Below are 24,637 nucleotides of genomic sequence, written 5' to 3'. Positions count from 1 at the left end.
TGGTTATTTATTCAAAGCTAAGAATAGTTACAAAAAAAAGGCTACTCCAAAAAATGAAGTAGCCTTTTATTATTATATTTAGACAAAATTAGTTTGTCTTTTCTTTTCCTTGATAAGGTTAAGTGCAGAACCTGCTTTGTACCATGCAATCTGCTGATTGTTATAAGTATGGTTTACTTTGATAGTGTCTTCAGATCCATCAGCATGTTTTACTGCTAGAGTTAAAGGCTTATCAGGAGCAAACTGATCAAGATCTAAGAAGTCGAAAGTATCATCTTCCTGGATTTTGTCATAATCAGCTTCATTAGCAAAGGTTAAACCAAGCATACCTTGTTTTTTAAGGTTGGTTTCGTGAATTCTGGCAAATGATTTTACCAATATCACTTTTACACCTAAGTGTCTTGGCTGCATAGCTGCGTGCTCACGAGAAGAACCTTCACCGTAGTTATGGTCTCCTACTACTATGGTAGGGATTCCAGCAGCTTTGTAAGCTCTTTGTGTAGCAGGTACAGTACCGTACTCACCTGTAAGCTGATTTTTAACAGAGTCAGTAGCATCATTAAAGAAGTTAACAGCTCCTGTTAAAGTGTTGTCAGCAATATTATCTAAGTGACCTCTGAATCTTAACCAAGGACCAGCCATAGAAATGTGGTCAGTAGTACATTTTCCTTTTGCTTTGATTAAAAGCTTCATGCCAGTGATGTTTTTGCCATCCCAAGGCTCAAAAGGAGTTAATAACTGCAGACGTTTAGAATCTGGAGCTACTTTTACTTCTACATTACTACCGTCTTCAGCAGGTGCCTGGTAGCCATTGTCCTCTACATCAAATCCTTTTTCAGGAAGTTCAAAGCCTGAAGGAGGATCTAATTTTACTTGCTCACCATCAGCGTTAGTAAGTGTATCTGTAAGAGGGTTAAAACCAAGGTCTCCACTGATAGCCAATGCAGTTACTAATTCTGGTGAAGTTACAAAGGCGTGTGTATTAGGGTTACCATCAGCTCTTTTAGAGAAGTTTCTGTTGAAAGAGTGAATGATAGTGTTTTTCTCTTTTTTGTCAGCTCCGGCTCTGTCCCACTGCCCGATACATGGTCCGCAAGCATTAGTAAATATTCTTGCTCCTAAGTCTTCAAATACTTGAAGAATACCATCACGGTCTACTGTGAAACGGATTTGCTCAGATCCTGGGTTAATACCAAAATCAGATTTGGCTTTTATTTTTTTATCTATTGCTTGTTGTGCTATAGATACTGCACGTGTTAAATCTTCGTAAGATGAGTTAGTACAAGAACCGATAAGTCCCCATTCTACTTTTGTAGGCCATCCGTTTTTCTCAGCCTCTTCTCTCATTTTAGAAACAGGAGTTGCTCTATCAGGAGTGAAAGGACCGTTAATATGTGGCTCTAATTCTGAAAGGTTAATTTCAATTACTTCGTCGAAATATTTTTCAGGGTTAGCGTATACCTCATCATCACCGGTAAGGTGTTCTTTTACTGCATTAGCCGCTTCAGCTACGTCAGCTCTGCCTGTAGCTTTAAGGTATCTTTCCATGCTTTCATCATACCCGAAAGTAGAAGTGGTAGCACCAATTTCAGCACCCATGTTACAGATAGTACCTTTACCAGTACAAGACATAGACTGAGCGCCTTCTCCGAAATATTCTACTATAGCACCAGTACCACCTTTTACAGTAAGGATACCAGCTACTTTTAAGATCACATCTTTAGGAGCAGTCCAACCGTTTAATTTACCGGTTAGTTTTACTCCAATCATTTTTGGCATTTTTAGCTCCCAAGGCATTCCGGCCATTACGTCTACTGCGTCAGCACCACCAACACCAATAGCTACCATACCTAAACCACCTGCGTTTACAGTGTGAGAGTCAGTACCTATCATCATACCACCAGGGAAAGCGTAGTTTTCAAGCACTACCTGGTGAATGATTCCTGCACCGGGCTTCCAGAAACCAATGCCATATTTGTTTGATACTGATTCTAAGAAGTTGAACACCTCGCCACTGGCGGTAAGTGAGCTTCTTAAATCTTCTTTTGCTCCTTCTTTAGCTAGGATAAGGTGGTCACAGTGTACTGTAGAAGGCACAGCTGCTTGTTTTTTACCTGCCTGCATAAATTGCAATAATGCCATTTGTGCAGTAGCATCTTGCATAGCCACGCGGTCTGGAGCAAAGTTCACATATGATTTTGCTCTTTCGAAACTTTCTAGGTTTTGATCTGCGTGTAGGTGAGAGTAAAGAATTTTTTCAGATAAAGTAAGCGGTTTATTCACCACTTTTCTGGCGGCGTCTATTTTTTCTCCCATCTGAGAGTAAACCGCCTTTATCATGTCAATATCAAATGCCATATGTTTTAGCGTCTTTATTGTTAATTTGAAATGAGTTGCAAAATTACAAAATTTAATTGCTTTTTATTATAAGAGCTATTTCGCCGAGCTTATTTATATCTTCTTTAAATAATGGCCTGGCTCGTTATAAAACAACGATAACTGTTTGTACAACAAAGAGTAATGACAAATAGTTATACGCTTATAGATTGCATCTATATTGGTATAGATTATTTAAATAACAATATAATAAAAAAAGGCCGCTAATCTTAGTGGCCTTTTTCATTATTACTTTGCATTAATGTAATTAAGGAATTCGTTCTTGGTCTGGTTTTGTTCGAATTTACCAGAGAAGTATGCGGTGCCTGTTTTGCTATTAGTATCGCCTACTCCACGAGAGGCTACGCAAAGGTGAGTTGCGTCTACTACCACACCTACATCTTCAGTATTAAGTGCTTTTTTGAGTTCATTACCTATCTGTACAGTTAACCTTTCTTGTACTTGAGGTCTTTTGGCGTAGTACTGAACTATTCTGTTAATTTTAGATAGACCGATTACTTTGCCAGAAGAAAAATAAGCCACATGAACTTTACCATATATAGGCACAAAGTGATGTTCACAATGAGAGTAGAAAGTGATATCCTTTTCTACTAACATTTGATCATACTTATACTTATTTTCAAAAAGGCGAGCATGAGGTTTATTGGCAGGATTAAGTCCACTAAAAACCTCCTGAACAAACATTTTGGCTACTCGCTTAGGGGTTCCTTTCAGAGAGTCATCTGTTAGGTCAAGTCCTAAAGTTTCCATTATCTCTTTAAAATGGCCTTCTATTTTAACCATTTTGTCTTCATCACTCATGTCGAAGGCATCAGGTCTGAGAGGGGTGTCGGCGGCTGAACCTACGTGGTCATCGCCCACTTCATCTATTTCTTCACTTTCCAACGGGGTATTCGACAAAGTTCCTTTCTGTTTCATATAATCTAATTTTTAATTCCAGGTCATCTTCTATTTGCTCTCTCAATAAATCATAGATGACCATGGCAATGTTTTCAGCAGTGGGTATCTTGTTTTTAAAATACGGAGTGTCGAGGTTAAGGTTTTTATGATCAAATTTTGTCACTACATGCTCCTTTATCAGATCACTCAAAATTTTCATATCATAAACATATCCCGTATCAGGGTTAACCTCTCCAATGAGTTTTACGTAAAGTTCGTAGTTATGGCCGTGGTAATTAGGATTACTACATTTACCAAAGGTTTTGAAGTTGGTCTCATCATCCCAGGCAGGGTTGTATAGTCTGTGAGCAGCATTGAAATGCTCTTTTCTAAAAACGGCTACTTTCAAAATTATTCTGGTTAGTGGTTCTATTTATAGCCGTGAATATACGTGTTATAACAATAATATGGGTAATTAGCACTAGTTACTTGAAAAATGAAACTTTGAAATAAATAGATACCAATGAAAAATATTGATTTAGAGAGATGCTGCTTTGCTATAGCTTATTTATAAGGTGCAGTTATTTAGGTTTTTATTTTCAAATGGTATAGTAATGAATAACTTTGAACAAATCAAAAAGGAGGTGTTTCAGTGAGTTTTGATGAAATAAAAGCACAATTAGAGAAATATAAAGAGGAAGGCAAGTCATTATTTACTACTTCTTCTTTTCAGTCGCATAGTATAGTATTGCTACATATTTTAAGTAGGATAGATAAGAGTATTCCTGTGGTGTTTATAAATACAGGGTATCACTTTCCTGAGACAGTAGAGTTTAAAGACAGGGTGGCGGATTTGTTTGGTCTGAATACTGTGGACTTAAAGTCAGAAACGCCAAAATTTATGCAAAAAGACGCTGAAGGCAGGTTGTTATTTACTTCTGACCCAGACCACTGCTGCTTTTTAAATAAAACGCAACCTGTAAACAGGCTTTTAATGCAGCATGATGTATGGATAAACGGTGTGAGAGCAGACCAAAGTGCCGTAAGAAAAGCCATGCAGGTGGAGCAGCCAGCCCCTAATAACGCGGTGAGGTTTCACCCTATGCTGGATTGGAATGCGAAAATGATTTATCAATATCAAAAAGAATATGATCTGCCAAAGCATCCGCTGGAAAACTCGGGCTATCTGAGTATTGGCTGTGAGCCTTGTACTCGCAAGGTAAACCCTGATATGATGGAAAGGGAGGCCAGATGGTACGGCATGAATAAAACGGAATGTGGATTGCACACGGACTTGGTAAGTAAATAATTATGAGAATTTTAGTAACCGGAGGTGCCGGCTATATAGGCACAGAATTAGTAGGTCTCCTTGCTCAGCGCGATGATGTAGAAGAGATAGTAGTTTATGATAATTTAAGTAAAAATAACTTCAACTTTTTTCTTGGCCACAGTTTCACTAATAATGCTAAAGTGAAATTTGTGAAAGGAGAACTTCTAGACTCTCGCTTTTTGAAAAAGGCTTTGAAAGGGATAGATGTTGTTTATCATTTAGCGGCAAAAGTAACTACCCCTTTTGCTAATACCGACCCTCATTTTTATGAGCAGGTAAATCATTGGGGTACTGCTGAGCTGATCTATGCTGTTGAAGAAAGTGATGTGAAGAAGTTTATATTCACTAGCAGCACGGGAGTGTATGGTTCTTCAAAAGAGGCGGTAGATGAAAGTATAGAGACTAACCCTAAAACATTTTATGGAATATCTAAAATGAGAGGGGAAGAGCATGCTAGCCGACTCAAAGATAAAATGGATACTTTCATATTTAGGTGTGGCAATGTATACGGCTATAACCGCAGTATGAGGTTTGATGCAGTTATTAATAAATTTGTGTTTGAAGCGCATTTCTATAAACGCATTTCTATTCATGGAGATGGTTTTCAACAACGATCTTTTATTCATATAAAAAGAGTGGCAGAGGCGCTCTCAAGAGTGCTGGATGGTGAGCTGAATTCAGGAATTTATAACTTGGTAGACCGTGATATGCAAGTGCTGGATATAGTAGATACGCTAAAAGAGCAGATCCCGGAATTGGAGTTTATCTTCGTTAATCAGCACTTGAAACTTCGTCAGTTAAAAGTAAAGCCTAATGAAGAGCTTAATAGTAAACTAGGACTTATTAATGATAAAACCTTTAATGAGGAAATAGAAGAATTTAGGCAACGTTTTAGTTTCTCTTAAATATAAATAACTTCTTTATCAATTGCTTGATATTCATGGTTTTATGGATTTAATAGGCGTTGATGAAGAAGTTTTATTTTATCCTATCTATTAACCTAAGCTGGCATTTCCTATTTTTAGCTTATTACAGCTGCCAGCAAAATGTACAAAGGTCTTAGGTATCTATTGTTTTTATGGGTTATAATCGCTTGTGAAGAAAAATCACCATCTTCTGTTGGCTCCGATCGTGCTGTTTATATTCAAAAGTCTGATAGTGGATATTCACTTATAAGAAAAGGTAGTCCTTTTAAAGTGAAGGGTGTGGCTGGGCAAGATAGTCTTACTTTGCTGAAGCAGATAGGCGGAAATACCATTCGGACTTATGATACGGTAGGCCTAAAAGCCGTACTTAATAAGGCACATGCAGCTGGCATGGCGGTAATAGTAGGAATTCCTCTTCCTAAGTCAAATGAAAAATGGTTTTATGATAACAATAACCTGATAGCGGCTTATAAAAAGAGTTTGGCTAGCCAGGTGGTAAAGTATAAGGCACACCCGGCACTACTTTTTTGGTGTTTAGGAAATGAACCGAACTATTATGATTTTTTTAACTACAGTTTTGCTACAGCTTATAACCAATTTGTAGACACTTTAAAACAACTGGATCCTAATCACCCAGTAGCATGGTCTATGGCTAACTTTAGTGACCGGGCCATTATAAATATATCATTGAAAATATCTAGGCTTGATTTGATCATGTTCAATACTTTTGGGCGCTTGCCAGAGTTACAGCAAGATATGCAAAACTATGAATGGCTTTGGGATGGCCCGTTTTTAATAGGAGAGTATGGGGTTAGTGGACCTTGGGAAACTGATTTTACTAGTTGGAAAGCACCTTTGGAACTAGATGATATAAAAAAGGCAGAGCGTCTTAAATATATTTATAAGCAGCTTCCTAATGATGATCACAGGTGCTTGGGAAGCCTTGCTTTTTTCTGGGGACAGCGCCAAGAAGTGACAGGTACATGGTTCAATTATTTTTCTGACAATAAAGAAACTAATACGTCTGTATTTGCTCTGGCGGATTTATGGGGCGAGCCAATAACAGGAAATGTTCCTCCCGTGGTTAGCAATCTGAGGATAGATGGGAGCAATGAATATAATAGGCTTCTATTTAACCCAGGTTCTTTACATGTAGCTAGCGCAGCAATAATGGATGCGGATGATGATAGTTTATTTGTGCAGTGGGATCTGAAACCAGAAGACTGGCTATTGCAAATGAAAAATACTCCTGCCTCAATAATTACTATTCCTGAAAAATATGACTCTGCTTCTACCTCGATTTTGAAATTTCAAGTGCCTGAGCGTGAAGGGCCGTACCGTTTGTTTGTGAAGGTTACTGATGGGCAAGGACATTTTTCATCTACTAACATGCCCTTTTATGTGGTACGATGATAAACGGCCCATAGTGGTTAAAAGTCCTTCTCGTTGGCAAAGAGCATGGCTTAGGAGTATGATATTGACGGGTTTAGGGGCTATGGGCTTCTTTCTTTTTGGTGTTTTACAGCCAGGAGTAATAGGTTATGAACCACTTTATTACGTTTTAATAATCAGTTTGGTGTTTCTAAGCCTTAGGGTGTTGTTTGAATGGTATCATTACTTCAGTATTTCTATTCCCGAGAAAAGAAAGGTAGCTAAGGAGTATAAAGTAGATATACTCACTACCTTTTGCCCGGGAGAACCATATGAAATGATTATAGAAACGCTGGAGGCTATTCAGCGAATCACTTACCCACATACTACCTATTTATGTGATGAAGCCAATGATCCCTATCTCATCAAGCAGTGCAATCGGCTTGGGGTAAAACATGTGACCAGAAATAATAGGGTGGATGCGAAAGCCGGAAATATTAACAATGCATTAAAGTACACTAAAGGAGATATTTGTGTGATTTTGGATCCAGATCACGTACCTGCTCCAGACTTTTTAGATGAGGTGTTACCTTATTTTGATGATGAGGAAATAGGTTTTGTGCAGGTGGTTCAAGCCTATAAGAACTATAAAGAAAACTTGATAGCTAAGGCATCAGCACAGCAGACTTATCAGTTTTATGGTCCTATGATGATGACCATGAACAGCTATGGTACAGTGCAAGCAATAGGCGCCAATTGCACTTTTAGGAGGAAGGCATTGGATTCCATAGGAGGGCATGCAGCAGGGTTAGCTGAAGACTTGAATACTGCCATGAAGCTTCACGCTGCAGGTTGGAGGTCTACGTATGTGCCTAAGGTGCTTACCCGTGGCCTTGTTCCTTCTAGTATTTCAGCGTATTATAAACAGCAGTTGAAATGGTCACGCGGTGTTTTTGAGCTATGGCTTACTACCTATCTTACTTGTTTTAGGAAGTTTACTTTTAGGCAGAAGTTATACTATGGGGTAATGCCCTTGCACTATCTCTCAGGGTTGATTTATCTTATTAATTTTTTGATTCCCATTCTGTCATTATGTTTAGGCGCCATGCCTATGAAGATGGATATTATTCATTTCTTACTGTGGTCTATACCTTTTTTCTCCTGCACCTTTCTCATTAGGCATTATGTGCAACGGTGGGTGATGGAAGAGGAGGAGCGTGGCTTTCATATTTTAGGAGGTCTAGTGCTCATTGGTACTTGGTGGATTCACACTTTGGGCTTCGTCTTTACTTTATTGAGGAAAAAAGTGCCTTATGATCCTACTCCAAAAAAGGCCGGTAAAGAAAATGTTTTAGGTTTACTTATGCCTAACCTTTTGCTGGCAGCGATATCCTTTTTAGCCATTGTTTATGGCCTTTATAATGATTTCAATCCATATACCATTGCTATGTCTGGTTTTGCCGGAATTAATATTGGTTTTGTGGTCTTTATGTTCTGGGTAGGCTATCATAACAGCTGGAGGGCTTTTAAACGCAGAAATAACTTTGCGGATCAGCTTTCATATCATGTGTGGTCAGTGAAAAGGCTATTATGGTTATTGCGGCATAAGGTGTATGGTTTATTTCGAATAGCAGCTTTTCCGCTGATTATATTATTTATTTATGGTGTTTATTATTATGAGAAAGAGGCCGATATCACGAATATAGATCTAGTTAAAAATGATCGATTGCTCACGGGAGAGCAATTTCTTGGAGTGTTTTTACCTGATGACGAAAGTGGCACTTCTAGCTTCGCTTCTGTGCTACAATTGGAGCAGAGTACCAATATGCAATTCGGTATTATATCGACCTATTTAGCATGGAAGCCTTTGGCTCAGCAGCCTTTTCCTGTAGATTATCTAGGTGCTATTTATGAAAAGGGAGCCTACCCTATGATTACCTGGGAGCCGTGGTTAGACCTATTTCCTTCAGATACTAATAAGTCCATCATGCAAAGCATCTATCAGGGGGATTTGGATGAATACCTTATAGGCATGGCAGAGGAGTTTCGTAAGCTTCAAAAACCTTTCTTTTTGAGATTCGCTCATGAGCCGGATAATCCTCAATATCCGTGGTATAGTAGTGATGATGAGGCAGGGGAAGAGTATATAAAAGCATGGAGGTATATGCATCGACTGATGCAAGCACAAGATGTAAGAAATATTATTTGGGTATATAACCCGTGGAAGGCAGAACATGCAAACGCCTATTTTCCAGGGCATGAATACGTAGACTGGTTAGGCATCACGGCCCTAAACTACGCCAGTGAGGTGTCAGTTGATAATTGGAACACCTTTGAGGATATATATCAGCCATTTAGCCGGACTATGCCTTTTCAGAGTCAGCTGCCAGTAATGCTTTCTGAGTTTGGTACATTGAATGGGAGGGATAGTTCTAAGGATTGGTTTAAGAAGGCTGGAGAAATTTTAAAGCTCAAATATCCGGAAGTGAAAGCTGTGGTTTTCTTTGCTTCAGAGTATGATAAAAATGTACTGAATACTAAAGATGGTGCACTCAACTGGGCTTCGCAAAATGAAGGCTTCCAATATTTTAAGGATTTCCAAACATACGATGATGCCAAGAAGGTTTTTATGACTAAAACCGAAAATAGTGCTCTGGAAACGGTATCTAAAAAAAGTTTATATAATCAGATTAGAGGTGTAGACTATTTCAAAGGGCAAGATTGGCAAGTGAGCATGCACCCTCTTTTTAAGAGAAATATTAATGAAGATTTTGAAAGGATAAAAAGCCTAAAGCTATCTTGGGTAAAGAGGTATGGGCCGGGTATTTATGATCATACCATCAGCGAATGTGCAGATGAGTTTGACTTGAAGATTATGTATGGCTTCTGGCTTTCTAGAGGAATAAATTTTTTAGAAGATACCAGTTATCTTAAGAAAGAGAAGGAGTCTATAATTGCAGAGATAAAGAGTAGAAAAAAAGATGATCAGATCAAAGCCTGGCATGTAGGAAATGCTACTTGGGATCAGCTGGCTTCAGAGTATTATAAACCAGTAGAATACTATCAAAAACAAGCTTATTTAAAATGGTTAGCTGCTTTGGTGCGAGATATTAAGAACGTCGATGATAGACCCGTTAGTATTGAGTTGAACGAAACTGTTCAATTATCTGAAACTCTAAAAATCATAGTTTCAGAGGTGCCTCAGCTAGATGCGATTGGGATAAATTTGAATTCTAGTCATATTGATAGCTTGAGGTCTTTTTCTTTGCCAATCCCTGTTTTTATCAATTCTGTTCCAGAAAATTTTTCTGATTTTAATCAGCAAGACTTTGGCATGTTCGCTGATGCATGGCAAGATGATTTGTACTCTGATCATATGGCTTATAATGGTCTCTTAGATGCTGATGGGCGCAAGAAAAGATCTTATTATGCAGTGAAAGGAAAGGAAGATGACTTCCTGTTGCCTGAGATAAATATACTTAGACCGGCAGAAATCGCATATGAAGGGCGAGTTTTTACGTTTAACGCACTGCTAAAAAGGGAGGGGCAATGGAGCTTAGCTGCTTTTGATGATGAAGGTTTTGAGTACACTTGGTACTTAATCAGGGTAGACGGATTTGGTACTCCGGTAGCCTCCAGGTTAGAGGGCTCAGGGGTGGCCGTAAGTTTGACAATTCCGCACGATCCTGTAACTTACAAGCTCAGATTAAAGGTGTCTAAAAACGGCCAATCGGTAGCTATAACCAGGCCTTTAAACACACCCTTTTATGAGGGTAGTAATTTGGAAGATGTAAGTCCAAAACAAGTTGAATATTTTTTAAAATAACCGAACCATGATGATAGCAGTATTCAGTAGTAAGTCTTATGATAAAGAGTCTTTTGAAAGTCATAATAATGGGGTGCAGTTTAAATTTTATGAAGCCAATCTTAACCTTGATACAGTAAAGCTGGCCGCAGGGTTTGATGGAATCTGTGCCTTTGTCAATGATCATTTAGATGCTGATGTGCTAGAGAAATTAGTGGCCAATGGCATTAAAATGGTGGCCTTGCGCTGTGCAGGTTTTAACAATGTAGACCTGGCAGCTGCTGATCGTTTAGGATTAAAAATATACAGGGTTCCTGCTTATTCTCCTCAGGCGGTGGCTGAACATGCCTTAGCACTTATTTTAACCCTCAACAGGAAAACACATAAAGCCTTTAATAGAGTAAGAGAAGGTAACTTTTCTCTTGAGCGTCTTTCTGGTTTTGATATTTATAACAAAACAGTAGGGGTAGTGGGAACCGGTAAAATAGGAGGCATTTTTGCCAAAATGATGAAAGGCATAGGCTGTGAAGTAATTGCATATGATGCTTATCCTAATGATGAGCTGAAGAAAGCAGGAATAGAATACGTGTCTTTTGAAAAGCTTTTAAACAAATCAGACATTATATCTTTGCACTGTCCACTGACGCCTGAGACGAATCATTTGATTAATGCAAAAAGCTTTGCTCAGATGAATGATGGAGTTATGCTGATAAACACTAGCAGGGGAGCTCTTATTGATACCAAAGATGCCATTGAAGCATTAAAAAGCGGCAGACTAGGCTATTTGGGTATTGATGTTTATGAGCAGGAAGAACAGCTGTTCTTTAGGGATTTGTCTGAAAGTATTATTGCTGATGATATGATTACTCGCCTCATATCATTCCCCAATGTGCTTATTACAGCACATCAGGGCTTCTTTACTAATGAGGCTTTGAGTCAGATTGCAGTAACCACTATTAAAAATATAAATGATTTCGCTGCAGGCGTTGAAAATAACAATGAAGTAGTCCTCCAAAATTAGGAGGCTACTTTTTCTTGTTTTATAGTCCAACCTATACTTCCGAAAAATACAAGCAGCAGAATAATGCAAGATGCTAATGTTACGCTATCACCTACTGTATAAGCTTTAGGTTCAAACTTAAAGGTGATGGTATGCTTTCCTGCAGGTACATTTAAAGCTCTGAGCACAAAGTTAGCCCTCATAATATCTACTTCTTTGCCATCTATAGTGGCAGTCCAACCTATAGGGTAATACACTTCAGAGAATACGGCTAACCCGCTTTTAGAGCTATTAGATTCATACACTAGCTCATTAGGCTTATATTCAGAGAGTGTTATACTTGCCGAAGCATCATATCCTGCTTCCGCTGGAGTGAACTTAGAAATATCAATTACAGCTTCTTTAGCTGGATTAATTTGACAGGTGGCGTCAAATTCTTCATCTGCTGAGTTCACTTTTTTAATAGACTCAACAAACCAGGCGTTACCCAAAGCCTCATTGTTTTTCAAAACAGCATTTTTTGCGGGCCCGAATACAATGTATTTCGTATTAAGCATATTAAGTACACCATAACCACTTACGGATCTGCTTCCACTCTGAAGGCTGGAAATCAGTTGGCTGGTTTCTTCTTGAATACAGCCGTTAAATAACTCTTCATACCTTCTTATTCGGGCACCATTATAGCCACCCAGAGATTTATGGTGATAACTGGTTCGGGCATCCATAAAAGTACCTTGAGGATTATATACTCTATAACTAAGTCCTTTGTCTTTCAATATTTCTTTGTCAGCTTCTGTCATGCTGAAGAAAGAGTTGTCTCTTTCTCTTTTGAAGTTGCCATCATCAAAATACCTGCGATCCACATTCCAAAGATCCACTAGTATAATTAGTGATAATACGCCTGCCATAATACCAAAAGACAATTTATTCTTAAGGTTGAAAAATATCAATCCGAAGCCTATTAATATAAATACTAATGATCGGAGCGCATCACCTCTCATGAGGCTTTTTCTGTCGTCTTGAAGCGCTTTGAGGAACCAGGCAGGCAGCTGATGTTCTCCTGTTTTGGTAAAAGACGACATTCCGGCGAACATTACTACTAAGAGGCAGAACCCGCCAGTAGCTCCAAGTGCTATAAATAATTTCTTTTGAGTTTCCTTATTTAAGCCTTTAGCGAGTAGCTTTTCAAGCCCGATAAAGCCTAATAGAGGCATGGCCAACAAAGGCATAATGATAGTAAAGGTGACGGACCTGAATTTGTTGTATCCAGGTAAATAATCAAAGAAGAAATAGTTGAGGGCTTTAAAGTTATCTCCCCAACTAAGTATGATACCCAAAGCGGCAACTATAACTAGCCAAATCACATATTTTTTGTCAGCGAAAGCTATACCTATGGCAAACAGCAAGCATATAACTGCTCCTGCGTAATAAGGAGCCGTGTAAGGCTGATTTCCCCAGTAGGCTGAGGTGTAACGTGCTAGCTGATTGGCAGTTTGAGGATCTCGGCTTTTTTGTAATGCAGCCAGCACTTTGCTGTCTTCATCTTGTACCAATAAGTGGCCGCTGCTGCCCCCATAGAAGTCAGGTATCATCATCACCAAAGGCTCAAGTATGCCATTACTATATTTAAAAGCATAATCTTTTGATAAACCTTCGGTGTTTTCTTGGTCAGAAATAGATTTTGATAGTTCAGACTTTCCCCTTTGTGAATATTTACTAAACTCATAGATAGACCACATTCTACCAAAAGAGGTACCCAATGCTAGTAGAGCAGCTACTACTAATAAAGCACTGGTTATAGCAAAGTCTTTGGCTCTGTTAGCTTTTATATATGCTATTAATTGAATAATTCCATATACACCTAAAATCATCAGCAGATAATAAGTGATTTGAGGGTGGCTCTCTCTTAGTTCTAATGCTACAGCTACGGCAGTGAGGCCAAATCCTAATATTCTATTTCTATTGAAGGCAATATGAATACCTGCTATGATCAGGGGCATAAAAGCGATAGCGCCTATTCTGGCATTATGCCCGGCCCCCAGGCCTATGAGCATATATGATGAAAGGCCAAAAGCTAACGCACCACCTATGGCTAAATAAGGCCTTACTTTAAAGGCTAAAAGTAATATGTAGAAACAAAAGAAAGATAGATAAATGTTTTTTACAGGGTGCGGCAGGCCGAATGAGATTACCGTTTTAATGTTTGAAACTATGCCGTCACTCCACTTTACATTTACTAAGTAAGCGGGCATACCTCCAAACTGAGAATTATTCCATAAGCCTTCTTCTCCTGTTTGTTCTCTATACTGCTCCAACTCCTCTGCACCACCACGCCATTGGTTAATGTCTTCTTGGGCTAATTTTTTGCCATCAAAAAATATAGGGTTGAAGAATAAAACAGTAATGATTAAGAAAGTGAGTAAAGCAACAATGTGAGGAATCACCTGCTTTTTAAAGTCAATTTTCATTTGTTTCAATTTGTGTTTTATAGGTTATATAAACGGGCAAAGGCAATTATTTCTTGCTCTTAAGGGTAAAGAACATTTCCTTTATTCCGAATATAGCTGACCTAGCCTTTTAATGTGCTGCAAAATAGAAGTTTTATAAATCATTAAAAAAATAATTAAAGCTAAAGACAGATCATTACGATGCCTGACATTTGTTTTAACCGTACCAAGAAGGATGACATATCATTGGGTCGGAAGGATACATCAATCGAATTTTTTAAGTTAGATGTTTCAAATATCAGCCAACTTGGATTATCTAATCTTTATATTTCATCGCTTAGGCTCCCTGCTTTTTTGCAATCTATCAAAAAGTAACAAAAAACTCTTTCTTGCTGTGAGGTCTTCCGCTTACTGAAACATTTCATAGCCAAGAACTGCCACTAAGGACTTGAGAAAAGCCTATTTTTCAATATAATTTCACCTCATGACGGTACAGCAAGATGAAACCACAGCCGAGTCACACTGAACATCGTCTAAGTGTAAACGATCGGTACTGATTGATGATTTAATTAGATCTCAACTGTTTAGACCATTTCATATTACGTGCTATTTGTTTAAATGTTAAGCTCTATATCGGGTCAGAGTGATTATGAATTGGATATTACATCTAAAATAAATTAGCACTAAACCGTAAGCCTTATTATATTTGGTTTGTGGTCTTACAGGCTTTAATAAATGGCACTATTTCTTTGATTCTGGTAAGGTAGAATCATGAAGAGTAGAGGAGGTTAATTTTAAGCTGCTTATTATGAAGCTTTTTATATGGGGAGTTCCCGGCTAACAAAGATAATAAGCTCATGAAGCACCACTATTGTCACCCTATATTAGTTTAAAAAAAATTATGATAAAGATAACTGAACTTCCTCTCAACCCTGATGACGTTATGAGCACGGTGTATGATAATGATACAGGTGCCGTAAATGTGCATGTGGGTACTGTAAAGGCATATAATCAGGATAAAAAAGTGGTAAGGCTAGAATATGAGACTGATATAGATAGGGCTATTGAAACTATAGAGGACGTTATAGAGCAAGTGAAAGATAAATGGCCTGTTTATCATGTTACTATTCATCATCGCATCGGAGTACTCACTGTAGGCGAGGTTGCTGTAGTAATAGCAGTAAGTTCAGTCCATTCAAAAGAGAGCTTTGCCGCATGTGAGTATGCAGTGGAGGCCTTAAGAAAAACAGGCGTAATAAAAAAAAATGAGATTTATACAGAGGGGGAGGAAGTTAACCCTCATTAATATTCCTCAACTTAAACTTGTCATCTTTTGAAGGAGTGATCACTTTTACATCTTGGCCTTCCAAAAATCGTCTGGGGCTTCTCTTTCCTGATTGGTAATATTCTTTTAATAATGGGAAAGAAGAGGCTTCCCAAATGGCGCATAAGGGCTCTATGTTATCTAAATAGAAGCATGTTGCCAATTTGGAGTTATCCCTTTGCTGTAGTAGTATATTTAATAAAGTGCTGTCTACATAAGGCATGTCGCAGGCCATTATCAGCCAACTAGCGTCAGGGTATGCTTCATGGGCGCTTAGTAATCCTGTTATAGGGCCCTCGCACTGATTGTCTTCAATATAAGGTAATGCAAGTTCCTTCCTTTGTGAAGGATTGCAAGATAGGAAAACCTTACTGCAGTATTGGCTTAAAAGTTGGTGCACATACGCTCTTTGCGTTACATCATGATACCTTATCAAGCTTTTATCCGTACCCATACGAGAGCTTTTTCCTCCTATCAGCACTAAGCCATAAAGTGTATTTCCGTTTGAGTTGGTCATTGTTTTAGTATATGAATATAGTTATTTAACAGCTGATTAGTTAACCATCTATTCATTTTAGCTGTTTATTCATTAATGGCCTCTAATCATTATTAATGGAGGTTTATTGCCATCTCAATCACTTATTAACATCTAGTAGCGGGGAGTAATTCTGCATTAGATTTTAGATAAATACTAAAAGATGTGTTCAGTCTTCAATTTAACCTTTGAAATTCTTAGTTTTGCATCCCATAATCCGATTTAAATATGTTTGATAATTTAAGTTATAAGTTAGATAAGGCATTACAGAACCTAAAAGGGCAAGGTAGCATTACTGAAGTAAACGTAGCTACCACGGTAAAAGAAATCCGTAGAGCTCTGATAGATGCCGACGTTAACTACAAAGTAGCTAAGGAAGTTACTGATGATATCAAGGAAAAAGCATTAGGTAAAGATGTGCTTACATCAGTTTCTCCAGGACAGTTATTAACAAAGGTAACTAACGATGAGCTTACTGAGCTCATGGGAGGAAGCCATGAAGATATTAATATTGCAGGTGATCCTGCTATTATCTTGATCGCCGGTTTACAGGGTTCTGGTAAAACTACATTTTCAGGTAAGCTGGCCAGCTACCTAAAAGGTCAGGGTAAGCAAGTGCTATTAACTGCTTGTGATATCTACCGTCCTGCTGCGATTGATCAGCTGAAAGTGTTAGGAGAGCAAATTAGTGTAGATGTTTACGCTGAGCCTGAAAACAAAGATGCTGTAAAGATTGCCAGTAACGCCATCAAGCATGCAAAAGATAATGGTAAGAAAATAGTCATTGTCGATACCGCCGGTCGTTTGGCTGTAGATGAGGAAATGATGGATGAGATCTCTAAATTAAAAGAGGCTCTTAATCCTTCAGAAACCCTCTTCGTGGTAGACTCTATGACAGGTCAGGATGCTGTTAACACGGCTAAAGCCTTTAACGACAGACTGAACTTTGATGGTGTAGTACTTACCAAGTTAGATGGTGATACCCGTGGTGGAGCTGCTATTTCTATTAGAAGAGTGGTTGATAAACCTATTAAGTTTATCAGTACGGGAGAGAAAATGGATGCTATTGATAAGTTCCACCCTGATAGGATGGCCAATAGAATCCTGGGTATGGGTGACGTGGTGTCTTTGGTAGAAAAGGCGCAGCAAACATTTGATGAAGAGGAAGCCAGAAGATTAAATAAGAAGATCAGAAAAAATCAGTTTGATTTTAATGACTTTTTAACCCAGCTGGAGCAGATCAAAAAAATGGGTAACATTAAAGATCTGTTAGGTATGATCCCTGGTATGGGTAAAGCCCTTAAAAATATAGATGTAGATGATGATTCTTTTAAACCCATCGAAGCCATTATCAGATCTATGACTAATGATGAAAGAGAAAGACCTGAGTTACTTGATGGAAGCAGAAGGAAACGAATTGCCAAAGGTAGTGGTACTTCTGTGCAGGAGGTGAATAACCTTATGAAGCAATTTGCTGACATGAAGAAACTCATGAAAACTATGAACAAAATGGGAGGAGGACAAAGAGGACTTGCCGCTTTGAATCCTTTCAAATAAGATATCAAATAAATCATAAAAAAAGCCATTTCATACATGAGATGGCTTTTTTTATGTCTTATAAAATTTCAATCCTTTTCAGAATTTCAAACTGTCAATATTGTTCTTTCTAGTGGGTGGATTACTTTGAATTTGTGTGGTTTTGGTATTGTAAATCGTTTTAATAATTGTAAATTATGTGTTATTAAATTGATTATTATCATGATTTTGTCAATGTGAAGGTGATTTAATCATGAATAATAGTGAGTAATGCTAATCAACCCTAAAACCATGTTTAATAAAAAACTACTTCTGTTAGGAGTCAGTACTCTAATGTTTGTTGTTGTTTTTGGCTTTCAGGTAATCAATCATAATTTACATATGCTGCAAAGTCCGCCAGGCACCGTAGCTAATTATAAAGACTATGATTATGAGCTTGGGAGTGGCTACATTGATAGCCTAAAGCGATACCCTGATTTAAAGAAAGGGGAGCGTTCGCCCTTTGACCTTTGGAAATATGCTGGTCGAGGTAAAAGCTCTTATCAAACTCCAGAGCTACCCATGCCTTGGAATGAGTGGGTAGCTTATCATAAAAAGCAAAAGCCCGAGCTTATGAGTGATGTACGTGAGTATATGAAAATGAGGTATGACTTTTCTGGTAAAACCGTAGCTGGGCAGTATATGTCAGGAAATAGAAAGCCAATAATGGCTGGGCCTATAGCGCGCTTGCCGGAAGGATTGAAGTCATACGAGAGCTTAGCTAACCTGTCACCTGAAGAAATAAAAAACAAAGGCCTTTTCCCTTATGTGCCGCTGGCTCACCCTTTGCAGTCTACTGCGCATATGGTTTTTCCTGATGATTACAATGAAGCTCACCCTGAGCACAAAAGAATAGATATGGATCATGATTTCCCTGATGAATATCTGCCGGAATTTCCACCTCCACTATTTTTAACGACCCATAAAGAATTGGGAGACGTTACTAAAGGAAAAGAAATTACTTTAAGCAATTATTTTGAGATGTTTGACGGCCTGCTCACTGCTGAGCAGATGGAAGGTCTAAAAGAGCTTCTTAAACCCACTCCATCTACCTGGTTCAATCAAACCACCCATAGGGTTACGCTGGAGCCAAGTGCCGGAGTGGCCTGCTTTAGCTGTCATACTAATGGGCATACTAATGGAGCGTTTGAATTAGCTCCTGATTCCAGACCTAATTTGGCGCGTTTACGTACCGATACGCCGCCTATGAGAGGGAACTACAACCTCATGCAGTTGTCTACCAAGAGGTCTATAAGAAGCATGGATCATTTTGCTGAGATAGAAGAGTACTTTGACGGTGATCCGGGTATGCAGCAGGCGATAGGGCCGAGGGCACAGAAGAGGGAAGTGACTAACAGAATGGGAGATTTTAATGCTATTATTGATTTTCCTCCTGCTCCTAAGCTCGGCCCCATGGGTCAGCTCTATAAAGATAAAGCTACAGAGCAGGAGTTGTATGGAGAAAAGCTCTTCTTTGGTAAAGCCCAATGCGGTAACTGCCACTCAGGACCAGCTTTTGTAGATGATTACATGCATGATCTACAAGTAGAAAGGTTCTATCAGGGCAGGCCTGAGGGACCTATTAAAACCTACCCATTGAGGGGAATTAAAGATTCTCCACCTTATCTTCATGATGGCCGATGTCCTACTTTGGCTGATGCCGTGGAGTTTTTTAACATAGTGCTGGAGCTAAAACTGAAAAAGAATGAGAAGGAAGCCTTAGTGGCCTATATGCTATGTTTATAAAACCTTGTATATGACCATTTAAGTAATTCCGTTCCCGGAGGTTTGATTAATGAGGAGTGAATCATAATTTAAAGCATGAAAAATAAATTGATACACTCCTTTTTTATAATACTGGTGTCTGCGCTTGGTGCAAAAGCTCAGGTAGATGACACAGTAAGATACGAAGTCCGGTTTCCTAATATAAAACATCATGAAGCCGAAATTTCTGTTAAATATGAAAAATTAAAAGCTAGTGAGCCGCTCTATGTTCGTATGAGCTTATCATCTCCCGGAAGATATGCTTTTCATCAGTTTGGCAAAAATGTATATGATGTTGCCGCCTTTGATCAAAATGGAGATGAGCTGGCCATAACCAGGGTAGAACCTGAAATGTGGGAGGTGAAGAATCATTCAGGACAGGTGAAAGTTACTTATAAGCTTTTTGCTAATTATGCTGATGGTACTTATGCCGGAATTGATCCTCTCTTTGTGCATTTTAATATGCCGGCTGTGTTTATGTGTGCAAAGGGTTTAGATGGTAGGCCTATTAGTGTTACTTACCATAAGCCTTCTGCTGATTGGGATATTGCCACGCAGCTAAAGCCTGTTAATGCAAAAGGACGCTTTGTGGCTAAAGATTTACAGTATTTCATGGATAGCCCTACCATAATGGGAGATCTTACTGTTAATAGCTTTGTAATAAGCGAGAAGGATGGCAGAGAAAAAGATATCCATGTAGCTCTGAATAGGGGAGTAGATGAAAGCGTAGCCAAAGCTTACACAGCTATGGTAGAAAAGGTGGTTAAGGCTGAGCAAAAAGTATATCATGAGCTTCCTGATTATGATTATGGAGACTATACCTTTTTATGTGGATATGGTCCTGAGTTTCATGGTGATGGAATGGAACACCGTAATTCTACCATGATCACGTCATCATCTTCCTTGGCCGGAAATGAAATCAATCTGATAAGAACAGTAGCTCATGAGTTTTTCCACTGCTGGAATGTGGAGCGAATCAGACCAAAGTCTTTAGAACCGTTTGATTTTGAAAACACTAATATGAGTGGAGAACTCTGGTTTGCAGAAGGCTTTACTTCCTATTACACTGAGCTATCTCTAGCCCGAGCAGGTATTTATGATGAGAGCACTTATGGTGAAAGATTAGGCCGTTTGTTGAATTACGTGCTTAATTCTGGAGGAACCGGCGTCTCTTCTCCGGTAGAAATGAGTAAGCAGGCTCCCTTTGTAGATGCAGCTACAGCCGTAGATCAGACTAACTTTGTGAATACCTTCACTTCTTATTATCCCTATGGAGCTGTTATAGGTCTGGCCTTGGATCTTGAGATTAGAACTCGCTTTAAAGACCTTTCATTAGATGATCTTATGCGAGCTATGTGGGTTCAGTTTGGCAAAAAAGGTATTCCTTATACTAATGAAGATATTAAGGAAACGCTAGCTGAAGTGACTAGTGACGAGCAATTTGCTAATCAGTTTTTCGAAGATTACATCTATGGAACTAAGGAGCCAGATTATAAAGAACTTCTAAGTAAAGTAGGGTATGAATTAGTGCAACCAGGCAGTGCTGAAGCGTCATTGGGAGCTGTGCGCGTTCAGTTTGATGAAGGAATGGTGGTAGCTGCAGCGCCATCACGCAAAACAGCGCTGTATAAGGCAGGAATTGACGTAGGTGATGTGATTACATCAATTGAAGGAAAAGCGATCTCTAGTGAGGCTGAATTGACTCAGTGGCTGGCTGCTCACAAGCCTGATGATGAGGTGGAGGTGAAGTATACTCATTTCGGAGAAGCTTTTACTACCAAGCTTACTTTAGAGGGAGGTGCTTCTTATGATATAAAGCTAGTAGCAGATGCTAAGAAGAAGGTGCTTTCTAAAAGAGAAAACTGGCTTAACCCTTAAGTCGATTTAAGAAAAGGGCAACAAAAAAGGTGATGGGTATTAACTCATCACCTTTTTTGTTATTTATTTGCTCTAAATGTTCTTATTTATAAGAAACAGCTTTTACAGCATCAATGGTTCTCTTTACACTAGGTAAAATAGCCTCTATAAGAGTAGGGGCATAAGGTAAAGGAACATCCATACTGTTAATTCTATGGATAGGAGCATCTAAATAATCAAATGCATGTTTTTGAACATGGTAAGTGATTTCAGAACTAATGGCAGCAATAGGCCATGCTTCTTCTACGATCACTAATCTGTTCGTTTTCTTCACTGATTCTACTACTGTAGCATAATCAATAGGTCTAACTGTTCTAAGGTCAATCACCTCAACAGAAATACCATCTTTAGCTAATTGTTCAGCAGCTTCATCTACTACTTTCATAATTTTCCCGAAACTAACGATAGTCACATCAGATCCTTCTCTTGTTACTTTAGCAGAACCGATAGGGATCAAATACTCGTTTTCAGGAACCTCTCCCTTATCGCCATACATAAGCTCTGACTCCATGAAGATTACAGGATCATTGTCTCTTATAGAAGATTTTAAGAGGCCTTTAGCATCATAGGGGTTTGAAGGTACTACCACCTTTAAACCTGGTGTGTTAGCAAACCAGTTTTCAAAGTTTTGAGAGTGCTGAGAGCTAAGCATACCGGCATTTCCTGTAGGGCCACGGAATACACACGGAACGTTAAACTGTCCACCAGACATAGACATCATTTTAGCGGCTCCGTTGATTACCTGGTCTATAGCAACAAGAGAGAAATTAAAGGTCATAAATTCTATGATAGGTCTCAATCCGTTCATAGCGGATCCTACACCTACTCCTGCAAAGCCAAGCTCAGCAATAGGAGTATCGATTACACGATCGGGGCCGAACTCGTCGAGCATACCCTGACTTACTTTGTAAGCTCCATTATATTCAGCAACTTCTTCACCCATGAGGTAGACTTTCTCATCCCTACGCATCTCCTCACTCATTGCTTCTCTTAAGGCTTCCCTAAATTGTATTTCTCTCATTGTATCCTTTTTAAAATTGGATTGTAAAAATAGCATTCAGGGGGCTAATCACAAAAACAATAGGTACAAAAAAAGCCCCGAAGAGAATTTCTTCGGGGCTTTTTTGATATTATTTATTCAACTCTTATTTCAAGATATTTCTGAACTGCTCATTAGACACGAAAGAAGCGAATTCTAAGTCTTCAAGAGCTTTTCCTTTAAGATCAGGATCAGCACTTACAGCTTGCTCTAAATTCTCATATACAGCATCTTCGTTACCAAGGTGAGCGTTAGCAATAGCCGCTCCGTAGTAAGCAATACCCATATCAGAATCTTTCTCTGTAGCTTCTTTGAATGAAGTTAAAGCACTTTGATAATCTTTGTTAAGAATTTGAGCTAAACCTCTGTTGAAAGAGTTTACAGCATTATCTTCAGCGTTAGCAGTAGACTGTACAGCATCACCATATTTAGCTAGCATAATTTCTACAGATCCTTTAACACCGTTGAAGCCAGGAGCCATTTCGCTGCTAGGGTTCATAGAATCAGCTTTTTTGATGTGCTCATAAGCTTTGTAAGGGTTACCTCTCATTAATTCTACTGAAGCCATGTTAGCATAGATCTCAGCACTTTCTTGCTTGTTAGAAGCAATTTCTAGTTGAGTCATAGCCATATCACCATATTTGTCAGCATCACCTTCGATAGCCATAGCTACATATACAGCAGCAAGGTTGTTATGAGCTACCCAGCTGTCAGTTTTCTTAGTAGCAGCTTTGTAGATAGCTTCTTTTTCAGTTAATGAAGGAGTTAAAGTAGCTCCGTAAAGAAGTTCTTCTTCTGATAATGTATCAGCAGAAACAGAACCATCAGCAATACCTTTAGAAAGTACAGAAATCTCAGCATCAGATTTCTTTTCTTTTACTGTAAGGATTTCAGTTTTAGCAACCCTTAATTTAGGATATAAATCTCTGAATACTTTTTTGTAAGTAGGCAGTTGGTGTAATTTATCTTCTTTATCTTCATAAGAACCAGGACCATTCACTACATCCAGGTAAGCAGATTTTTCTTCTGAAGAGATACCATCATAAGTGGCTAAAGAATCTTTGAATATAGCCCAATCTTCTACTACATCTTTAGTGATGAAGTTGATAGAATCAGCCATTCCAGCGTAGTCATATTTTTTCATCTCTCTTTTGTAGAAAGCTTGGATAGACTCAGCTCTATCTTTAGCTAATCTTGTGTTGATTCTTTCAGCACCTTCAGGAGAGTGAGTACCTGTGATAGTAACAGTTCTTGTTACGTTTTTATCAGCGATGAATGCATCTAGTTTCTTACCTCTTTTACTTGTTCTCTCAGAGTATCTAAGAGCAGAGCTACCTTGTACGAAGTAGAAGTTAACTCTTGTAGGGATAAGTTCTTCCTGATTGTTGTATCCGTGGTCAGCGTAAGCTGGAGCGTATACTTCTTCTACTAATTTAGAAGTAGTGATAACACCAGGAGCAACAGGCATTCTGTCTGTTTCTTTAGATTTTCCGTTTTTAGGGTCAGAAGCAACACCTTGCACTTCTAACATACCATTTTTCATGGCAGGAGAATAAGCGAAAGCATACTCTTTTGTTTGCTTAGGCTGCTGCTCATCAGCATTAGGGAAATCTTCGGCTTTAAATTCGATAGGGTCTAATGCAACTTCGTTTTCTCCGTACTTGTAGAATGTATTTACCGAGTAAACCTTACCTTTTTTCAGCATCTTTACCGGAAGGTTGGCTGACATCTCAAAAGCAACAGTGTCTGCATGAACCTCCAACGGATTTGGAGTAACAGTTAAATTCTGGTCCTCCGCCATTTTTACCATTTTATTAAGGGTACAACCGGTCAGGGAAAGTACTCCAAATAAAGCTATAGCGTAGAATAATTTTCTCATTGGTTTTTGTTTTAAATGTCTGGTTGAATTATGTATTCAAAATTATTGTATATAGTGAATTATGCAATAATAGTTAAAAAAAATAAGAAATAACTAAGTGACTTTTGATTATATGCTTATTATATTTGTGAAGGCACATATTTATCGTTGAGCCACATGATATAAAGGTTTAACTGGTAAAATTGTTTATTACTTAGTTGTTTTTTTCTGCTTTTAAATTTACTTGCTATGAAAAAAATCCAACTTTTCTTTGAAAAATATGCCTTTGGTGTATGTTCTAAACTGGGGGAGAAATTAGGGATTGCTAGCTCTAGCATAAGATTATATTTTATTTATGCTTCATTCCTAACCTTCGGGTCTCCACTAATTGTATACCTGGTCTTGGCCTTTGGTATGAACATGCGTAAACACCTGAGACGTAAGAGAAATTCTGTTTGGTATTATTAGAC

17 protein-coding genes are annotated in these 24,637 nt (G+C 38.5%); 10 read left to right on the top strand and 7 right to left on the bottom strand.

What is annotated here, in order from left to right; translation table 11 throughout:
• Positions 1-78 precede the first annotated feature (78 nt).
• The 3 genes from LVD15_RS25305 to LVD15_RS25295 form a co-directional block, all read right to left on the bottom strand.
• On the bottom strand, positions 79-2,358 hold the full coding sequence (locus tag LVD15_RS25305; protein ID WP_233777972.1) for an aconitate hydratase: 2,280 nt from the start codon (positions 2,356-2,358) through the stop codon (positions 79-81).
• A 267-nt stretch (positions 2,359-2,625) separates the two neighbouring features.
• A complete protein-coding gene (folE, locus tag LVD15_RS25300) occupies positions 2,626-3,315 on the bottom strand; it encodes a GTP cyclohydrolase I FolE (RefSeq protein WP_233777971.1) in 690 nt (229 codons plus the stop codon).
• The gene (locus tag LVD15_RS25295) at positions 3,272-3,685 is read right to left on the bottom strand and encodes a 6-pyruvoyl trahydropterin synthase family protein (RefSeq protein ID WP_233777970.1); all 414 of its coding nucleotides are present in this window, start codon (positions 3,683-3,685) and stop codon (positions 3,272-3,274) included. The genes folE and LVD15_RS25295 overlap by 44 nt, the downstream gene beginning before the upstream one ends.
• A 243-nt stretch (positions 3,686-3,928) precedes the next feature.
• Between LVD15_RS25295 and LVD15_RS25290 the strand changes: the two genes are divergently transcribed.
• The 5 genes from LVD15_RS25290 (at position 3,929) to LVD15_RS25270 (ending at position 11,729) form a co-directional block, all read left to right on the top strand.
• Positions 3,929-4,585: a phosphoadenylyl-sulfate reductase gene (locus tag LVD15_RS25290; protein WP_202245260.1), complete on the top strand. Its 657-nt coding sequence runs from the start codon at positions 3,929-3,931 to the stop codon at positions 4,583-4,585.
• 2 nt (positions 4,586-4,587) lie between these two features.
• Positions 4,588-5,511 (top strand): NAD-dependent epimerase/dehydratase family protein, encoded by a 924-nt coding sequence (locus LVD15_RS25285; protein WP_233777969.1) that lies wholly within the window; start codon positions 4,588-4,590, stop codon positions 5,509-5,511.
• A 141-nt stretch (positions 5,512-5,652) separates the two neighbouring features.
• Complete coding sequence (locus LVD15_RS25280; protein ID WP_233777968.1) at positions 5,653-6,945, top strand: glycoside hydrolase family 2 TIM barrel-domain containing protein; 1,293 nt, start codon at positions 5,653-5,655, stop codon at positions 6,943-6,945.
• The gene (locus LVD15_RS25275) at positions 6,932-10,729 is read left to right on the top strand and encodes a glycosyltransferase (protein WP_233777967.1); all 3,798 of its coding nucleotides are present in this window, start codon (positions 6,932-6,934) and stop codon (positions 10,727-10,729) included. The genes LVD15_RS25280 and LVD15_RS25275 overlap by 14 nt, the downstream gene beginning before the upstream one ends.
• 7 nt (positions 10,730-10,736) lie before the next feature.
• Complete coding sequence (locus LVD15_RS25270) at positions 10,737-11,729, top strand: 2-hydroxyacid dehydrogenase (RefSeq protein ID WP_233777966.1); 993 nt, start codon at positions 10,737-10,739, stop codon at positions 11,727-11,729.
• Here LVD15_RS25270 and LVD15_RS25265 read toward each other — a convergent pair.
• On the bottom strand, positions 11,726-14,176 hold the full coding sequence (locus tag LVD15_RS25265) for a YfhO family protein (RefSeq protein ID WP_233777965.1): 2,451 nt from the start codon (positions 14,174-14,176) through the stop codon (positions 11,726-11,728). The genes LVD15_RS25270 and LVD15_RS25265 overlap by 4 nt on opposite strands.
• 880 nt (positions 14,177-15,056) lie before the next feature.
• Here LVD15_RS25265 and LVD15_RS25260 point away from each other — a divergent pair.
• The gene (locus LVD15_RS25260) at positions 15,057-15,461 is read left to right on the top strand and encodes a molybdenum cofactor biosynthesis protein MoaE (protein WP_233777964.1); all 405 of its coding nucleotides are present in this window, start codon (positions 15,057-15,059) and stop codon (positions 15,459-15,461) included.
• Here the strand turns inward: LVD15_RS25260 and mobA are convergent.
• Positions 15,448-15,996, bottom strand: coding sequence for a molybdenum cofactor guanylyltransferase (mobA, locus tag LVD15_RS25255; RefSeq protein ID WP_233777963.1), 549 nt, complete (start codon positions 15,994-15,996; stop codon positions 15,448-15,450). The genes LVD15_RS25260 and mobA overlap by 14 nt on opposite strands.
• 246 nt (positions 15,997-16,242) lie before the next feature.
• Between mobA and ffh the strand changes: the two genes are divergently transcribed.
• From ffh to LVD15_RS25240, 3 genes are all read left to right on the top strand, one after another.
• Positions 16,243-17,571, top strand: a complete 1,329-nt coding sequence (gene ffh, locus LVD15_RS25250) for a signal recognition particle protein (RefSeq protein WP_233777962.1) — start codon at positions 16,243-16,245, stop codon at positions 17,569-17,571.
• 270 nt (positions 17,572-17,841) lie between these two features.
• Complete coding sequence (locus tag LVD15_RS25245; RefSeq protein ID WP_233777961.1) at positions 17,842-19,335, top strand: cytochrome C; 1,494 nt, start codon at positions 17,842-17,844, stop codon at positions 19,333-19,335.
• A 75-nt stretch (positions 19,336-19,410) separates the two neighbouring features.
• Positions 19,411-21,231, top strand: coding sequence for a M61 family metallopeptidase (locus LVD15_RS25240; RefSeq protein WP_233777960.1), 1,821 nt, complete (start codon positions 19,411-19,413; stop codon positions 21,229-21,231).
• Positions 21,232-21,313: 82 nt separating this feature from the next.
• On the opposite strand, the gene LVD15_RS25235 is transcribed toward LVD15_RS25240, so the two are convergent.
• On the bottom strand, positions 21,314-22,291 hold the full coding sequence (locus LVD15_RS25235) for a pyruvate dehydrogenase complex E1 component subunit beta (protein WP_233777959.1): 978 nt from the start codon (positions 22,289-22,291) through the stop codon (positions 21,314-21,316).
• A gap of 124 nt (positions 22,292-22,415) precedes the next feature.
• Positions 22,416-24,188: a tetratricopeptide repeat protein gene (locus tag LVD15_RS25230; protein WP_233777958.1), complete on the bottom strand. Its 1,773-nt coding sequence runs from the start codon at positions 24,186-24,188 to the stop codon at positions 22,416-22,418.
• Between the two features lie 228 nt (positions 24,189-24,416).
• Between LVD15_RS25230 and LVD15_RS25225 the strand changes: the two genes are divergently transcribed.
• Complete coding sequence (locus LVD15_RS25225; protein ID WP_202245277.1) at positions 24,417-24,635, top strand: PspC domain-containing protein; 219 nt, start codon at positions 24,417-24,419, stop codon at positions 24,633-24,635.
• Positions 24,636-24,637: the final 2 nt, after the last annotated feature.

The sequence above is a fragment of the Fulvivirga maritima genome, from assembly GCF_021389955.1.
Classification (GTDB): Bacteria; Bacteroidota; Bacteroidia; order Cytophagales; family Cyclobacteriaceae; genus Fulvivirga; species Fulvivirga maritima.
This window is presented reverse-complemented; position numbering and strand designations above follow the sequence as displayed.

Coding starts and splice junctions, on each gene's coding strand:
- LVD15_RS25305 (WP_233777972.1), bottom strand. CDS start 2,358: ATGGCATTTGATATTGACATGATAAAGGCGGTTTACTCTCAGATGGGA.
- folE (WP_233777971.1), bottom strand. CDS start 3,315: ATGAAACAGAAAGGAACTTTGTCGAATACCCCGTTGGAAAGTGAAGAA.
- LVD15_RS25285 (WP_233777969.1), top strand. CDS start 4,588: ATGAGAATTTTAGTAACCGGAGGTGCCGGCTATATAGGCACAGAATTA.
- LVD15_RS25280 (WP_233777968.1), top strand. CDS start 5,653: ATGTACAAAGGTCTTAGGTATCTATTGTTTTTATGGGTTATAATCGCT.
- LVD15_RS25275 (WP_233777967.1), top strand. CDS start 6,932: ATGTGGTACGATGATAAACGGCCCATAGTGGTTAAAAGTCCTTCTCGT.
- LVD15_RS25270 (WP_233777966.1), top strand. CDS start 10,737: ATGATGATAGCAGTATTCAGTAGTAAGTCTTATGATAAAGAGTCTTTT.
- LVD15_RS25265 (WP_233777965.1), bottom strand. CDS start 14,176: ATGAAAATTGACTTTAAAAAGCAGGTGATTCCTCACATTGTTGCTTTA.
- LVD15_RS25260 (WP_233777964.1), top strand. CDS start 15,057: ATGATAAAGATAACTGAACTTCCTCTCAACCCTGATGACGTTATGAGC.
- mobA (WP_233777963.1), bottom strand. CDS start 15,996: ATGACCAACTCAAACGGAAATACACTTTATGGCTTAGTGCTGATAGGA.
- ffh (WP_233777962.1), top strand. CDS start 16,243: ATGTTTGATAATTTAAGTTATAAGTTAGATAAGGCATTACAGAACCTA.
- LVD15_RS25245 (WP_233777961.1), top strand. CDS start 17,842: ATGTTTAATAAAAAACTACTTCTGTTAGGAGTCAGTACTCTAATGTTT.
- LVD15_RS25240 (WP_233777960.1), top strand. CDS start 19,411: ATGAAAAATAAATTGATACACTCCTTTTTTATAATACTGGTGTCTGCG.
- LVD15_RS25235 (WP_233777959.1), bottom strand. CDS start 22,291: ATGAGAGAAATACAATTTAGGGAAGCCTTAAGAGAAGCAATGAGTGAG.
- LVD15_RS25230 (WP_233777958.1), bottom strand. CDS start 24,188: ATGAGAAAATTATTCTACGCTATAGCTTTATTTGGAGTACTTTCCCTG.
- LVD15_RS25225 (WP_202245277.1), top strand. CDS start 24,417: ATGAAAAAAATCCAACTTTTCTTTGAAAAATATGCCTTTGGTGTATGT.